Here is a 14,925-nt window from a genome sequence, read left to right as displayed (position 1 = left end):
AAAAAACTTTTTAGATAGATTTTTGGGATTGAAAAAAAGCAGTTATTAAATCTTTTTTAATAGCTGCTTTTTTAGTTTTATTTTTTTATAAATATTTTTCTTGTATAGTCTTCGTTTAATTTACCTGTGGAAAATGTGTTGTATACATTTGTTGCAAAGACTTCTTTTTCATATATTGCTTTTATTTCCGGGCTAAGGTCTTTTAAATTTTTTTTGTTTGTAATTATTGGGTATTCAAGGTCTTTTAAAATTTCAAATCCTTTTGAGTTTCCGGCTAAAAGTCTTAGGTAGGGCAGATATAAATAATTTTTTATGTCTTCCTTTTTTAAGTCTAATATTTTTGAAAGTATTAGGCGTCTTATTCTTGAGGATGAATATCTTTTATTTGTGCAGGAATTAATAAATTCAGAAAAATTTTTGGCATCTAAATTTTTTAAAAACAGGTTTTCCATACCTATTTCATAGTCCATATAGTCTTTTAAGCTTGAATCTAAGAGGATTTGATGTTTAAAAATATGGTAATAGTTTTCCAAATTGTTGAGTTTTTGTTTTTTTATGCTTTCATAAGTTTCCAGGGGTAAAAAATTTTTTACGGATTTATTTTGAAAAATTTTTTTTCTTATTAGACTTGCAGATGCAAATTCTAAGGTGGAATCTTGGCTATTGTGGTCTACTCCCACTCTTTTTATGGTTTGGGCTGAAATTTCAGGGTTTATTTTTTTTATAGCTTTTAAATATTCAAGGCCCAAAATATTATTGGCTTTTTTTAGGGCATCTTTTTCTATTTTATTTAAAAAATCCATGGCAATAAGGGAAGATTTTTGATAGGAATAGCCTTTTTTTAAATTTTCTTTTAAATTTTCCCTATAAATATCTTTATTATTTTCTATTTTTTCCAAAATATTTTTTAAAATTTCAATTTTATCTTCAGAACCGAAAATAATTTTTTCAACTTTCAATTTATTCAAAATATTTATTGAAGCTTTTGCGAAAATTTCAGCATTTTGTGTTGAAAAATAAACGGGAAGTTCAAAAACTAAGTCTACGCCTAAATCTATGGCAAGTTTTGCTCTTTGGAATTTATTTATTATTGCAGGTTCTCCTCTTTGCACAAAGTTTGAAGACATGCATACAATAATTTTTCCATCGGGATACATTTCTTTAATTTTATTTATTTGATATAAATGACCCTTATGTAAAGGGTTATATTCTGCAACTAAACCTATTTTCATTTTATCACCATATTTATTATACAATTTTCATTTAAAATTTTTCCATCATTTTATGGTATAATTACTAAGGAATCTAAAAGTAAAATATTTTAGGAGGTATTAATGAATATATTAGTCATTAATTGCGGAAGCTCTTCTTTAAAGTATCAATTAATTGATACTGAAGAAGAATGTGCTTTAGCAAAAGGTCTTGTTGAGAGAATCGGAATAAGCGGTTCAAGAATTAAACATGAGACCAAAGAAAAAGAAAAAGAAGTTATTGAAACTCCTTTAGCTGATCACAAAGATGCGATAAGTCTTGTAATTAAGTGTCTTCTTGATGAAAAAATAGGAGCTATTAAAAGTGTAAATGAAATAGGTGCTGTAGGCCATAGAGTTGTACATGGAGGAGAAGAATTTTCAGATTCTGTTTTAATTACTGAAGAAGTAAAAAAAGCTATTGAAAAAAATGTAGAGCTTGCTCCTTTACACAATCCTCCAAACATTATAGGAATAAATGCTTGTGAAGAGTTAATGCCAAATACTCCTCAAGTTGCAGTTTTCGATACAGCTTTTCATCACACTATGCCAGCTGGAAATTATATGTATGCAATTCCTTATGAATATTATGAAAAATATAAAATAAGAAAATATGGTTTTCACGGAACAAGTCATAAATATGTAACTGAAAGAGCTGCACAACTTTTAGGAAAAGATAAAGAATATATAAATTTAATTACTTGCCATCTTGGAAACGGATCTTCAATTTCTTGTATAAGACATGGAAAGAGCTGGGATACTTCAATGGGATTTACTCCTTTACAAGGACTTATAATGGGAACTCGTTCAGGAGATATTGACCCGGCAATTGTTACTTTTATCATGGAAAAAGAAAATTTGAGTCCTGCTGAAATTAACGAAATTTTAAATAAAAAGAGCGGTGTTTTAGGACTTTCAGGTATTTCATCAGATTTTAGAGATCTTGAAGATGCAGCGGCAAAGGGAAATGAAAGAGCTGCTCTTGCTCTTGATGCTTTTGAAGCTCAAGTTACTAAAACTATAGGATCTTATTTAACTGAACTTGATTATTGTGACGCAATAATCTTTACTGCAGGAGTAGGAGAAAATTCACCGGACAACAGAGCTGCAATAATTAATGCTCTAAGTCAATTTGGAGTAAAACTTGACAGATGGAGAAACAAGACAAGAGGAAGAGAAGCTATAATATCTTCAAATGACTCTTCAATAAAAGTCATGGTAATTCCTACAAATGAAGAACTTATGATTGCAAGAGATACAAAGAGAATTGTTGAAGAAATGTAATCTATATAAAAAAGCCAAGTCATTTTTGACTCGGTCTTTTTTAATTGTTTTTATTTATATCTACTATAATTTTATCAATTCTGTTTTTAGAAGCTTCTGCAATATGAAATTTTATATTGTTTAAAATAATATCTTCGCCTTTTTTAGGGAACCTGTCTATATTTTCAATAATATAACCGGCAACAGAATCAAATTCTTCAGTTTCAAAGTCCTTATTTAAAAGATGACCTAAATCTTCAACGTTCATGGAACCGTCAACTAAATATTTATTGGGAGCAAGTTTTATAAAGTCCATATCTTCTTCTTCATCATATTCATCATTTATTTCTCCGACAATTTTTTCAATTAAGTCTTCGGTGCTTATCATGCCTTCTGTTCCTCCATATTCATCAGAGACGATGGCAATGGAAATTTTTTTGTGTCTCATTTCATTAAAAAGATTTGCTATGGGCTTATATTCAAAAGTATAGTAGGGTTGCTTTAAGAGGTCTAAGTTATCTTTAAGAGATCCGGTAAAAGTTTTTGAGAAAAGATCTTTTACATAGAGAATTCCTAAAATGTTATCTAAATCATCTTCATAAACTGGCATTCTTGAAAAATTTTCTTCTTTTATTGTCTTTGCGATTTCTTCATAAGTTGAATTTACATCAAGAGCAACAATATCAGTTCGTGGAGTCATTATATCCTTTGCAAAAGAATCTCTAAAGCCCATTACATTTTCAATAATTCCAACTTCACTTTTATCAATAATTCCTTCTTTTAAAGAAATACTTACGGCATCTTTTAAATCATCTTCAGTCATTAGTGGTTCTTTGTAGGACCAATTTATTTTAAAAATTTTAAAAATTCCGCTTAAAAGAAGCCTTATAAAAAATACCAAAGGTTTTAAAAAATAAAAATAAATATGGTAAAGTTTTTATTTTTTTCAATAACACTTTCATAATTTTTTTTAGCAATATGTTTTGGAAGAGATTCACCAAACAATATAATAAAAAATATTCCCAGAATACAACCTAAATATAAAAATCTATTACCAAAAGCTTTATAAAATGTCATTGAAAGAAAAATTATACTTAAACCGTTTGAAAAATAATCTCCTATTAAAGTTGTGGAATATATTTTTCCATCCTTGCTTAATTTTTCAATGTATTTAACATCAATTCCATCATCAATAAGTTTTTTCTTTTTTTGTGGGGGAAAGATGTAAAAAAGAATTTTCAATTATGGTGAATTTATAAGAAAGCACCAAAAATATAAACCAAGAAAGTATATAAAAATAAATCATTAAAAATTTCAAATCTCCTTTTTACTTATTATATTATTTGCTTAAAAAAAAGTCTATTAATAGGAATTTGTAAAATAAAAAGGCGACCTTAAGTCGCCTTAAATTTTATTCAACGGTTACTGATTTTGCAAGATTTCTCGGCTTATCAACATCAATTCCTTTTGCAAGGCTAGTATAATAAGCAAGAAGTTGCATAGGTATTACACTTAAGATAGGCATTAAATCTTCTTTAGTTTCAGGAAGATAAAATACATTTTTGCAAGCTTTGTCTAAAAGTTCATTTTCATCGTGAATTCCTATTCCATATACATGTCCTCCACGAGCAGTTATTTCTTTTATATTTGATTGAGTTTTTTCAAGAAGTCTTTTTTGAGTTGCTACGGCAAAAGCCGGAGTTCCATTTTCAATTAAAGCTAAAGATCCGTGTTTTAATTCTCCTGCAGCAAAAGATTCAACGTGAATATAAGTTACTTCTTTTAATTTTAAAGCACCTTCTTTTGCACTTAAATAATCGAGACCTCTGCCTATATAAAATGAGGAGAAAGAATCCTTTATTTCTTCCGCTATAGATTTAAAAACATCTTCTCTATCTAAAATTTCATCAATATATTTTGGAAGATTTTGCATTTCATCTAAAAATTCTTTTAATTCTTCTTGAGAAATTTTTCCTGTCTTATAAGCAAAGTCTAAAGTTAAGAAACACAAAGCAATAACTTGCGCAGTGTAGGCCTTTGTTGAAGCCACACTTATTTCAGGTCCTGCATAACAATACATAACTTTATCTGCTTCTCTATCTATGGAAGAACCTACCACATTTGTAATGGCAAGGACTTTTCCACCCTTTCTTTTTGTTTCTTTAATAGCTGCAAGAGTGTCAGCAGTTTCTCCTGATTGAGAAACAACAATTAAAAGAGAATTTTCATCTATAAAGGGATCATTGTATCTGAATTCTGATGCAATTTCAGCAAAGACAGGGCGTTTTAAATATTTTTCTAAAAGATATTTTCCAACTTCTCCTGCATGAAAAGCAGTTCCACAAGCTACAATATAAATATTGGAGAAATTTTCTATTTCTTCTTTTGTAAAGGAATTTGAAAGTTTTATAAATCCGTTGGAAATTCTTAAACTTACAGCATCTTTAATCATTTGCGGTTGTTCGTGAATTTCTTTAATCATAAAATGTTCATAGCCTTCTTTGCTTGCAGCTTCAAAAGTCCAATTTATTTCTTTAATTTCTCTTTGAACTATATTTTTATTTTTATCATAAATTTTATACTTTCCATCTTTAATATAAATAAGATCCCCGTTTTCAAGATATATAACTTTTTTAGTAAGTTCTATTATACTTGTAATATCGCTAGCAAGGATAACTCCATCGTCACATATTCCAGCAATTAAAGGAGCATCATTTCTTAAACCTATTAAAACTCCTGGGTCTTTAGAAGAAATTATTCCTAAAGCATAAGCTCCTTCAAGAATTTCTCTAACTTTAAAAACACTTGTCAACAAATCTTTTTCATAATATTTTCCAAGGGCTTGAGCTATTACTTCACTGTCAGTATCAGATTTAAATTCAACACCTTTTTTAATAAGATCCTCTTTAATACTTAGATAATTTTCAATTATCCCATTATGAACAATACTTATAGAATTATCCATAGAATTGTGGGGATGAGCATTTATATCTGTGGGAACGCCGTGAGTTGCCCACCTTGTGTGTCCTATACAAATTTTTGAATTTAAATCAAAAGAAGATTTTTCAATTTCTTTTAGTAGAGTTTGAATTTTACCTGCTTTTTTAATAGTTTTAATTCCATCTTTTAATATAGAAACTCCTGAAGAGTCATAACCTCTATACTCTAATTTTTCAAGGCCTTCAAGAACTATATTTAAAGCCTCTTTTTCTCCGTTATAGCATACTATACCGCACATATTTACCTCCAAAAATAATTTAGAGATCCACTCCATCAACTTTGTTTTGTAATTGCTTACATATTTGTTTGATGTTTAGGCTGTGGTACCTACGAAGCATCCGCCGAAATTTCGATAACTTCGTTCCTCGTTAACCAATAAGGTCTGGCGCTTAATATTTTTTTATCTCAAAGTGAATATTAACACAGAGCTTTTGAATAGTAAAGTTTAAAGGTATTAAATTGTCTGTATTTTCTATGTGTGTTATTATTAAATTAACAAATGGAGGAAAAAATGGAAAAAGAAAAAATTTTAGCAAGAGTTGGAGATAGAACAATAACAGGAGAAGACTTTAATATTTTTATGAGTCAATTGGATCCCAGTACAGGTCAATATTTTATTAAAAATAAATTACTGGACCAAGTTTTAGATGAATTAATTTATCAAGAAATGTTATATCTAAATGCAAAGGAAAAAGGCTGGGACAAGGATGAAGAATTTCAAAAAGTTATAAGAAAAACTGAAGAGTCTTTGTTAAAAACATATTCTCTTGGAAAACTTTTCGGAGATATTAAAGTTACTGAAGGAGAAATAAAAGACTATTTTGAAAAACATAAAGATGAATTTTTATCACCAAAGTCTGTTCACGCTTCTCATATTTTAGTTGATAACTTAGAAAAAGCTCAAGAAATAAAAAATAAAATAGATAAGGGAGAAAATTTTGCAGATCTTGCCAAGGAACATTCAACTTGTCCATCTGCACAAAAGGGTGGAGATTTAGGAACTTTTTATCCAGGACAAATGGTACCTGAATTTGACAAAGCTGTTTTCCAAATGGAAGTTGGAAAAGTTTCTGAACCTGTAAAAACACAATTCGGCTATCACATTATTAAAGTTAATGAAAAAAATGAAGAAAAAAAATTGACTTTTGATCAAGTAAAAGGTCAAATTGAAAATAAAATCAGAAAACAAAAAGAACAAAAACTTTATATGGATACTATGGGCAAACTTTCAGAAAAATATAAGGTTGAAAAACATTCAGTAGAAGAAGACGCATAAGCGTCTTTTTTTCTGAAATGGGTATCTATATAAGGGAGGTTTTAAATGAGACTTGGTTTATTTAATTTTATTGATGGGGCTTTAAAATATTTAGATGAAAATAGAGAACTTTTTGAAAAAGTTGCCCATGAACTATCTAAAGCTTTTAGAGCTATGTGTAAATCTGATGAATCCTTTGTAAATATTACATATAGAGTTAAAAGCAGAGAAAGTGTAAAAGAAAAAATTGTAAGAAATAATTATTATGTTTCTGGACTTTCGGAAGAAGATACAATTTTCACCCTTCAGGATTTAGTAGGTTTAAGGTGTGAGTGCAGATTTATTGAAGATGAAGAAAAAATTTTCAAAAAAATAAAAAAGATATTTAACATTAAAGTCGATGATGATTATTACACGACAAAATCTTACAAAAAAATTCGTTTAAAGCTTTCTGAGCCTCAACCTCAAATTCAAAAAAACGGTTTTGAAATTTATAAAATTGACGGAGAATATTTTGATGATGGGAGAAAAATACATTTTGAACTACAGGTAAAATCCATTGTAAATGTATTTTGGGGAGAAATTGATCATAAGGTTCTTTATAAAAACTATAATTATATGATTACTGAAAATTTTTTCAGGGATATTTTAGGTTCTATAAGAACAAACCTTATTATGATAGACACTCAATTAAGGCTTCTTTATAACCATGTAGAAAGCATGGAAAATAAAAGCTATCAGGATAATACGGATCAGTTAAAAATTCTTCTTTCAAAAATAATTCATGATGTCTTTATTAATAAGGTTAGGGAAGAACTGGGGATTATTTTAAATTTTAAAGATACAACTGATGTAATAGTTGATTATCTTTTTATGAAATGTGTAAAACAAAAAGAGCTTTCTTATGGAGATCAATTCATTAAACTTTTAAACAGGATAACGGCTATAAGCGATATGGAATTGGATCTTGAACACTATTTGGTTTTTGACAGAACCCCATCATATTTTGATGATTTTACTCGCTCTATAGGTGCATCCCTTGTAAATGTTATTAACGAAGATTTTGAATGGAATCTTTTCTTTAAAATAATTTTTATAATTGAAGGAGGTTCCAGGGCAGAGTCTTTTGAAGAATTTTTATATTTTTTAAGATATAAATATTCTCTAATTTTCCTTGATGGCTTCGCCGATACAAAATTAACTTATAAGGCTCAAAAGGAAATAGAAGATGAACTTTTAAAAATAACTGCTCTTGGATTTAAGAAAGAATCAACTTTTGATTTTATTATGAGAAAAGCGCCTAAAAAAATTGAGCAAAAAATTCCTGAAATAATTCAATTTATAGATAAGAATTCTAAAGATGATTTAAAATTTATATTTGATAAAGATTAAGAGGTAAAAATGAAAGAAATATATTTTGCAGGAGGATGTTTCTGGGGAGTTGAAGCATATTTTAAAAAGTTTGAGGGAATAGTTGATACAGATGTAGGATATGCAAATTCAGTTTCTGAAAATCCAACTTATGAAGAAGTTTGTAGTGGCAGGACCCTTGCTGCAGAAACAGTGAAAATTATTTATGATGAGAAAAAAATTTCCCTTTTAGGACTTTTAGAAAAATTATTTAAAGTAATAGATCCTACTTTATTAAATAGACAAGGTCCTGATATAGGGCATCAATATAGAACCGGAGTTTATTTTACAGATGAAAGAGATAAAAAAATCATTGATGATTTTATAGAAAGTATAAGAAATAATTACAAAAGAGAAATTGTAACGGAAGTAAAAAAACTTGACAATTTTTATTTGGCTGAAGAATACCATCAGGACTATTTAGATAAAAATCCCGGAGGTTATTGCCATATAAATTTAAATTTTTAAAGCTGCAGTTAAAGCTGCAGTTTTATTTTTTTTAGAAAAATAAATTGATGAAGTATTGTTTTGTTTAGGTTATAATTAATTTGAGGGGGAAAAAATTGAGAAAATTAAAAAACTATCAACCCGATAGAGTTTTTTATTATTTTGAAGAGATAACGAAAATTCCAAGACCTTCATTTCATGAAGAAAAAATTGCAGATTATATTGAAGCTTTTGCAAAATCAAAAAAACTTCAATATTACAGAGACAGTTTTAATAATATAATTGTTTATAAGGAAGCTCACAAAGATTATGTAAATGTGGAACCTATTATTTTACAAGGTCACATTGATATGGTTTGTGAGAAAAAACCTGAATCGGACCATGATTTTTCAAAAGATCCAATTAATTTTGAGGTTTTTGAAGACAAGATAATTGCAAGGGAAACTACTTTAGGAGCTGATAACGGAATAGCAGTTGCAATGATTCTTGCACTTCTTGAAGATGAAAATTTAAAGGCACCGAAGCTGGAATGTCTTTTTACTGCAAATGAAGAAACTGGAATGACTGGAGCTTTGAATTTAGATGGGAAAAGACTTTCTTCAAAAAGGCTTTTAAATCTAGATTCTGAAGAAGAAGGAATATTGACTGTATCCTGTGCAGGAGGTCAAAGAAATGAAGTTAGGTTCAAAAAAGAATATGAAGATTTAGAAAAAGGATATATTTTTTACGAACTTTCCATTTCAGGTCTTAAAGGTGGCCACAGCGGAGGAGAAATTCACAAATATCACGGAAATGCTATTGTAAGACTTGCAAGAGCCCTATATAGATTCGATGAAGAATTTAATATAAAGCTTATAAGCCTTAGCGGTGGTGGAAAGCCCAATGCAATTCCAAGATATTCAAAGGCTAAAATAGCAATTAAAGAAGAAGATTTAAAAAACGCACAACTTTTAACAATAAAATTAAACAGCGAATATGTAAAAGAATTGGGTAAAATCGATCCTGATATAAGGCTAAATTTTGAAAAATCTTTTGAAGAAGAAAAATGTTTAAAAGAAGACCTTAAAAAAAGAATTATAGGTCTTTTAAATGTAATGCCAAATGGAGTTTTGACTATGAGCAGTGATTTGGATGGTTTAGTTGAATCTTCATCAAACATTGGCGTTTTAGAAGATGACGGAACTTATATCAATATAATTTCAGCTTTAAGGAGCAATAAGGGAACTCTTAAAGAATTTTTATCTCAAAAAATTAAAATTTTATCAAAATTTTTTGGTGGAGATTTAGAGATTCTTTCAGTCTATCCTGAATGGCCCTTTGAAGATAAGTCAGCTTTGATTGATTTGATACAAAAAAGTTATAAAAATCTTTATAATAAGCCTATGGAGATTTTTGCCACTCATGGTGGACTTGAATGCGGAATATTTAAAAAGTCTATAGGGAACATTGAAATGGCATCTATAGGTCCAGAAATGCATGGAGTACATGCTCCTGGTGAAAATTTAAGCATTTCGTCTACAGAAAGAACTTATGAATTAATAAAAGAAATTTTAAAAAATACAAAATAGGAGGTAAATATGAAAAAATTTTTATTACACGAAGGAGATTGCGGATGTGGTTGCGGATGCCACGATGAACATGATGAACATGAAGAAGAAATGGTAGATTATATGGATATTACCCTTGATGATGGAACTGAGCTTCAATGTGAAGTTTTGGGTATCTTTGATTTTGAAGGTAAATCTTATATAGCTCTTTGCCCTGTTGAAGGAGAAGAGGAAGAAATTTTAATCTACGAATACAATGAAATCAACGATGAAGAAGTTGAGCTAAATGTAATTGAAGATGAAGATTTATATGATAAGGTTGTAGAAGAGTTGGAATCTTATTTCGAAGAGGAAGATGAGGAAGAATAATTTCTTTGGTATATAGGGAATACTCAAAATTTCTTCAAGAAAAATTTAATGAAAAAGTATATAAACTTCCCATAAAAATAGAAGGCCTAACTTGTCCTAATAGAGATGGAACTTTGGGAAAGGGTGGTTGTATATTTTGTGGAGAAGAGGGTGGAAGTTTTGAAAATAGGTGCGGATCAATAAAAGATCAGATTGAAAAAAATAAGGCACTGATTGAAAAAAAGTATAAGGCCAAAAAATTCATAGCATATTTTCAAAACTTTACCAATACTTATATGGATTTTGAAAAATTTAAAAAATCCATAGAAGAATGTTTGTCGGAAGATATTGTAGGAATTAATATTTCCACAAGGCCTGATTGCCTGCCAGAAAAATATTTAGAATTTTTAGAAAAGGTTAATGAAAATTATATGGTAACTTTGGAGCTTGGTTTGCAAACTCCAAACTATCATACTTTAAAAATTATAAATAGGGGTCATGGACTTTCGGACTTTATAGATGGAGTTATAAGGACGAAAAAACATGGGCTTAGAATTGCAGTTCATCTTATATTAAATTTGCCTTGGGATGATGAATTAGATACAATTGAAGCTGCAAAACTTATGAATGCTTTAAATATTGATGAAGTAAAACTTCACGCTTTATATATTTTAAAAAATACACTTATAGGCAAACTTTATCAAGAAGGAAAAATTGAATTAATAAATCTTGAGGAATATAAAAAAAGGGTTATTTTATTTTTAAGAAATTTAAATAAAGAGATTGTCGTTGAAAGAATTATAGGAAGAGCTCCGAAAGAAAACTCTCTATTTTGCAACTGGAACACTTCTTGGTGGAAAATAAGAGATGAAATAATAGAAGAGATGGAAGAAAATAATTACTTTCAGGGAGATCTGAGAAAGGGAGATTATCATGATTAAATTTATTTTAGGCGCAAAGGGTGTCGGTAAAACAAGATGGCTAATAGAAAATGCTAATGAAGATATGGCACAAGGAAATGGAAACATTGCATTTGTAGAAGTTGACGATGATCACATTTTTAGTCTTGATTATAATATAAGACTTATAAATGCTACTGAGTATAACTTAAATGACCTTGAATCATTTTACGGTTTTATTTGCGGACTTTGCGCAATGGATTACGACCTTCAAAAAATCTATGTAGATGGAATTTACAAGGTTTTAAATTTAAGTATAACAGACCTTGAGTATCTACATAAGAAACTTGAATCCGTAAAAGATGCGGCATCAAGAGAAATTTATATAAATGTAGATTATTTACAAAGTGATATGTCCGACTATTTAAAAGAAAATTCCATTGAAATAACATCGGACGAAGTAAAATAAAAATAATGAGAGATAATAAGTTATTGACAAGGATAATTGTAATAATATTAATAGTGATGCTTATATTGCCGCTAATTTTACAATTTGCCTACTATATTTAGAAAGAAAAATTTTGACAAATTTAGAGAATGTTTTTGAGCGGTTCTTTTTGCACCGCTCAAAACTTATTAAAGATTACGATGACAAATTAATAAGTAAAAAAGAATTTTTAATAAAGAGCTATGAGTTTTTTTCTTTTAGAAACCCCAAGCCCTTTTTATTTGTAAATACCTATGAAAAGGGAATGTACAATTATCAGTACTATAATATTGTTGCAAAATATTATAGAATGCTGGCAAAGGAAGAGAAAAATAAAAGAGCCTATAATAGATTTATGAACATTTCAAATAAAAATTATGATTTGAAAGATAGGATGATTTTAGAAATTTTAAAATTAAAAAATTTTAAAAATATAAGTGCCTACTACATAAATTGTGATTCTAAAGGTTTGGAAGGAAAGATTTTTGAAATAGTTTTAAAAGATGAAAAAGAAGCTATTTTTCATACGAAAAATGAAAAGATTTTAAAAGTCTTAAAAGAAAAAAATATATTTGAAAAAAATCAAAAAAATTCTCTCATTGATAAATATATCAATGAGAGATATTGAGCCTAAGGGCTCTTTTTTTGTTTTTATTTTTCCTCTTCATAGGGATCGAATTCTATTCCTTCAAAATCTTCTGCAATTATATTTCTACTTTTTTCATAAAGGAAATCTGGAACAAAAAAACTTGCAGCATAATTTGAAAAGCCACCTATAATTCGCATAAGGCTTCCAGCTTCATCATCTTTAACAAGATAGGGAATATTTTCTTCTTCAAAAATTCCCTTAATCAAATCAAATCTTACCCTGTCAGAAACAGTTAAAAGTTTTATAAACTTAGGATCTTTCATAAAATCACCTCATAAAATTTATACCACAAAAATAAAAAAACTCCCCACCAGAAAAGGGAGTTTCTATATTACATATTCTTAGAATAGAATTCTACGATTAATTGATCTTCTATTTCTACAGGTATATCTTCTCTATTTGGAAGAGATACTAAAGTTGCTTTAAAGCCTTCTTGTTTAGAAATATAAGGATAACTTGTAACAAAGTTTGTTTCGTAGTTTTCTTTAAACAAATCGGTTTTCCTTCCTCTTGGAGAAAGTTCGATTACATCACCAGCATTACATCTGTAAGAAGGAATGTTTAATTTTTTTCCATTTACATAAATGTGTCCGTGAGTTACCATTTGTCTTGCTTGTCTTATAGAACTTGCAAAACCCATTCTATAAGTAAGATTATCAAGTCTTCTTTCAAGGAATTGAACTAAAGCCGGACCTGTTTGTTCTTTAGATTTCTTTGCTTCTTTAAAAAGATTTACAAATTGTCTTTCAAGAACCCCATAGTAAGCTCTTAGTCTTTGTTTTTCTAAAAGTTGTTTTCCGTATTCAGTTAATTTCTTATCGCTTCTTGCAGTTCCCTTAGTCATTCTTTTAGCTGCTTTCGGGTGACCGCAAACATTCAAACCTAATCTCCTAGATAATTTAAATCTAGGTCCCATCATTTTTGCCATTATAAATTCACTCCTAATTTAATCTTGCCGCGATAATTAGAGCCTTAAATATTATACAGAAAATCTTAATTTTTGTAAACTTAATTTTAAAAATTTTTTAAAATTTCGAGGACCTAAACAATATTTTTTATAAATTTATTCAAAAAACTTATATTAAAACTTTTTTTGATAAAATGTAAATAAAAGATTTTTAATAAAATAAATATAAAGTGTTTAGGAAGTGACATTTATGAAAAAAAATTGTAAAAGATTTTTAGCTGTTTTACTTATAATTTTAAGTTTATGCTTTTTTACAAAAGTAAGTACATTTGCAGAAGAAACAAGAAAGCCCATTAAGGAAATAAATCTTATCGCAGATTGGTTTAAAAATCCAGAAGCCTATGGAGAAATTCCAAGGGGAAATTTTAAATTTGAGTCTGAGGCTAATGGTATAAGCGCGATTATGACATGGCAAGAGTTTACAAATAAAAATTGGAAGGATATTAAATCTAAGATAAAAAATTTTGCTAAAGATAAAAAATATAGAATAAGCTTTATGGTGTATTGCAATTCAAATGAATATTATATTTCCAAAGACACTAAGATTAAAATGAACGGAGAAGAATGCAGTTACTATGAATCATATATTGTTGGACAAGGTTATTCCCAAGGAAAATTTGTCACAAAAGAATTTTTAGCAAAGGACAATAGAGAAAAGATAGATAAAATAAATATAAGCTGTAAAGAATTTTCCCCACCGGTCATAGGCGATAAGGTAAGAAAAGATTATAATTTTATACTATCAGACATAGACAGAGCAAAGGGATTGGAAGTTTCTAACGATAGACATGTCTGGTACAAATATAATGAAGATAGAAAAGAATGGGGTATATGCACAGATCAAGTTTTCCAAGAGGGAAGATATAAATTAGCATTTATTGTTGAATGTAAATCGGATAGTTATGTATTAATTGAAGATACACAAGGAAAATTAAATGGTAATGAATGCTATAATGGTGGTTTTACAAGTGCAATTACTGTAAAAGATTCAACTAAATATTTTTACACTAAGGAATTTAAACCTAAAAAATTAGTTGATGTGCCCTCAGTTAATACGGGTCTTGTTTACAACGGTAAAATTCAAAAAGGTATAAATGAAGATACAAAGTATGTTTTCTTAACAGAAAATGAAAAAATTAATGCAGGAAAATATAAAACCCTGATAAAGCCTTCAGATGAATACGCCTGGAGCGATAACCACAAAATAGAAGAAAGATATTTGGAATGGGAAATAGAAAAGGCAGACCCAACTTACACAATTCCTGAAAATCTTACAGCTAATTTAGGAGATAAGCTTTCAGATGTAAAACTTCCTAAGGGTTTTTCCTGGGAAGATGGAGAAATTTCTTTAGCCAGTTTAGGAGAAAAATCTTTTGCTGCAATATTTACTCCAGAAGATGAAA

16 protein-coding genes are annotated in these 14,925 nt (G+C 28.8%); 10 read left to right on the top strand and 6 right to left on the bottom strand.

Annotated features, from left to right (window positions below; translation table 11 throughout):
• Positions 1–77: 77 nt before the first annotated feature.
• The gene (locus HMPREF1253_RS02625; protein WP_023055192.1) at positions 78–1,232 is read right to left on the bottom strand and encodes a nucleotidyltransferase; all 1,155 of its coding nucleotides are present in this window, start codon (positions 1,230–1,232) and stop codon (positions 78–80) included.
• Between the two features lie 102 nt (positions 1,233–1,334).
• Between HMPREF1253_RS02625 and HMPREF1253_RS02620 the strand changes: the two genes are divergently transcribed.
• Positions 1,335–2,534: an acetate/propionate family kinase gene (locus tag HMPREF1253_RS02620; RefSeq protein ID WP_023055198.1), complete on the top strand. Its 1,200-nt coding sequence runs from the start codon at positions 1,335–1,337 to the stop codon at positions 2,532–2,534.
• A 40-nt stretch (positions 2,535–2,574) separates the two neighbouring features.
• Here HMPREF1253_RS02620 and HMPREF1253_RS10430 read toward each other — a convergent pair whose 3' ends face one another.
• The 3 genes from HMPREF1253_RS10430 to glmS all read right to left on the bottom strand — a co-directional run bounded on the left by HMPREF1253_RS10430 (position 2,575) and on the right by glmS (position 5,751).
• Positions 2,575–3,414: a hemolysin family protein gene (locus tag HMPREF1253_RS10430; RefSeq protein ID WP_023055243.1), complete on the bottom strand. Its 840-nt coding sequence runs from the start codon at positions 3,412–3,414 to the stop codon at positions 2,575–2,577.
• 5 nt (positions 3,415–3,419) lie between these two features.
• The gene (locus HMPREF1253_RS10425; protein WP_023055248.1) at positions 3,420–3,755 is read right to left on the bottom strand and encodes a membrane protein, PF01595 domain protein; all 336 of its coding nucleotides are present in this window, start codon (positions 3,753–3,755) and stop codon (positions 3,420–3,422) included.
• Between the two features lie 169 nt (positions 3,756–3,924).
• Positions 3,925–5,751 carry a glutamine--fructose-6-phosphate transaminase (isomerizing) gene (glmS, locus tag HMPREF1253_RS02610; protein ID WP_023055218.1) on the bottom strand — a complete coding sequence of 609 codons (1,827 nt, stop codon included), beginning with the start codon at positions 5,749–5,751 and terminating at the stop codon, positions 3,925–3,927.
• Positions 5,752–6,024: 273 nt separating this feature from the next.
• Here glmS and HMPREF1253_RS02605 point away from each other — a divergent pair, with 273 nt between their 5' ends.
• From HMPREF1253_RS02605 to HMPREF1253_RS02570, 8 genes are all read left to right on the top strand, one after another.
• A complete protein-coding gene (locus HMPREF1253_RS02605; RefSeq protein WP_023055193.1) occupies positions 6,025–6,789 on the top strand; it encodes a peptidylprolyl isomerase in 765 nt (254 codons plus the stop codon).
• A 45-nt stretch (positions 6,790–6,834) separates the two neighbouring features.
• On the top strand, positions 6,835–8,160 hold the full coding sequence (locus tag HMPREF1253_RS02600) for a RelA/SpoT domain protein (protein ID WP_023055227.1): 1,326 nt from the start codon (positions 6,835–6,837) through the stop codon (positions 8,158–8,160).
• A gap of 9 nt (positions 8,161–8,169) precedes the next feature.
• Positions 8,170–8,646, top strand: a complete 477-nt coding sequence (gene msrA / locus HMPREF1253_RS02595) for a peptide-methionine (S)-S-oxide reductase MsrA (protein ID WP_023055236.1) — start codon at positions 8,170–8,172, stop codon at positions 8,644–8,646.
• A gap of 95 nt (positions 8,647–8,741) precedes the next feature.
• Positions 8,742–10,193 carry an aminoacyl-histidine dipeptidase gene (locus HMPREF1253_RS02590; protein ID WP_023055222.1) on the top strand — a complete coding sequence of 484 codons (1,452 nt, stop codon included), beginning with the start codon at positions 8,742–8,744 and terminating at the stop codon, positions 10,191–10,193.
• A gap of 9 nt (positions 10,194–10,202) precedes the next feature.
• Positions 10,203–10,541, top strand: a complete 339-nt coding sequence (locus tag HMPREF1253_RS02585) for a DUF1292 domain-containing protein (protein ID WP_023055213.1) — start codon at positions 10,203–10,205, stop codon at positions 10,539–10,541.
• A 5-nt stretch (positions 10,542–10,546) separates the two neighbouring features.
• Entirely contained in the window at positions 10,547–11,461 is a 915-nt protein-coding gene (locus tag HMPREF1253_RS02580) for a TIGR01212 family radical SAM protein (RefSeq protein WP_023055249.1), read from the top strand.
• The gene (locus HMPREF1253_RS02575; protein WP_023055221.1) at positions 11,454–11,888 is read left to right on the top strand and encodes a hypothetical protein; all 435 of its coding nucleotides are present in this window, start codon (positions 11,454–11,456) and stop codon (positions 11,886–11,888) included. The genes HMPREF1253_RS02580 and HMPREF1253_RS02575 overlap by 8 nt, the downstream gene beginning before the upstream one ends.
• A gap of 112 nt (positions 11,889–12,000) precedes the next feature.
• Entirely contained in the window at positions 12,001–12,534 is a 534-nt protein-coding gene (locus tag HMPREF1253_RS02570) for a DUF6648 family protein (protein WP_036739247.1), read from the top strand.
• Positions 12,535–12,557: 23 nt separating this feature from the next.
• On the opposite strand, the gene HMPREF1253_RS02565 is transcribed toward HMPREF1253_RS02570, so the two are convergent.
• Together HMPREF1253_RS02565 and rpsD are read right to left on the bottom strand one after the other, a co-directional pair.
• Positions 12,558–12,818, bottom strand: coding sequence for a putative signal transducing protein (locus HMPREF1253_RS02565; RefSeq protein ID WP_023055209.1), 261 nt, complete (start codon positions 12,816–12,818; stop codon positions 12,558–12,560).
• A 68-nt stretch (positions 12,819–12,886) separates the two neighbouring features.
• Positions 12,887–13,483, bottom strand: coding sequence for a 30S ribosomal protein S4 (rpsD, locus tag HMPREF1253_RS02560; RefSeq protein ID WP_023055251.1), 597 nt, complete (start codon positions 13,481–13,483; stop codon positions 12,887–12,889).
• A 229-nt stretch (positions 13,484–13,712) separates the two neighbouring features.
• Here rpsD and HMPREF1253_RS02555 point away from each other — a divergent pair.
• On the top strand, positions 13,713–14,925 hold a 1,213-nt coding region (locus tag HMPREF1253_RS02555), incomplete at its 3' end, for a hypothetical protein (RefSeq protein WP_023055207.1).

Origin of the sequence: Peptoniphilus sp. BV3C26, from assembly GCF_000478985.1 — a bacterium.
GTDB classification, from domain to species: Bacteria; Bacillota; Clostridia; order Tissierellales; family Peptoniphilaceae; genus Peptoniphilus_B; species Peptoniphilus_B koenoeneniae.
Note: the sequence above shows the minus strand (reverse complement) of the source record. Positions and strands in the feature narration are given on the sequence as shown.

Bases quoted from the DNA above. Each gene is read 5' to 3' on its own strand.
- HMPREF1253_RS02625 (WP_023055192.1), bottom strand. From the start codon at position 1,232: ATGAAAATAGGTTTAGTTGCAGAATATAACCCTTTACATAAGGGTCAT.
- HMPREF1253_RS02620 (WP_023055198.1), top strand. From the start codon at position 1,335: ATGAATATATTAGTCATTAATTGCGGAAGCTCTTCTTTAAAGTATCAA.
- glmS (WP_023055218.1), bottom strand. From the start codon at position 5,751: ATGTGCGGTATAGTATGCTATAACGGAGAAAAAGAGGCTTTAAATATA.
- HMPREF1253_RS02605 (WP_023055193.1), top strand. From the start codon at position 6,025: ATGGAAAAAGAAAAAATTTTAGCAAGAGTTGGAGATAGAACAATAACA.
- HMPREF1253_RS02600 (WP_023055227.1), top strand. From the start codon at position 6,835: ATGAGACTTGGTTTATTTAATTTTATTGATGGGGCTTTAAAATATTTA.
- msrA (WP_023055236.1), top strand. From the start codon at position 8,170: ATGAAAGAAATATATTTTGCAGGAGGATGTTTCTGGGGAGTTGAAGCA.
- HMPREF1253_RS02585 (WP_023055213.1), top strand. From the start codon at position 10,203: ATGAAAAAATTTTTATTACACGAAGGAGATTGCGGATGTGGTTGCGGA.
- HMPREF1253_RS02575 (WP_023055221.1), top strand. From the start codon at position 11,454: ATGATTAAATTTATTTTAGGCGCAAAGGGTGTCGGTAAAACAAGATGG.
- HMPREF1253_RS02565 (WP_023055209.1), bottom strand. From the start codon at position 12,818: ATGAAAGATCCTAAGTTTATAAAACTTTTAACTGTTTCTGACAGGGTA.
- rpsD (WP_023055251.1), bottom strand. From the start codon at position 13,483: ATGGCAAAAATGATGGGACCTAGATTTAAATTATCTAGGAGATTAGGT.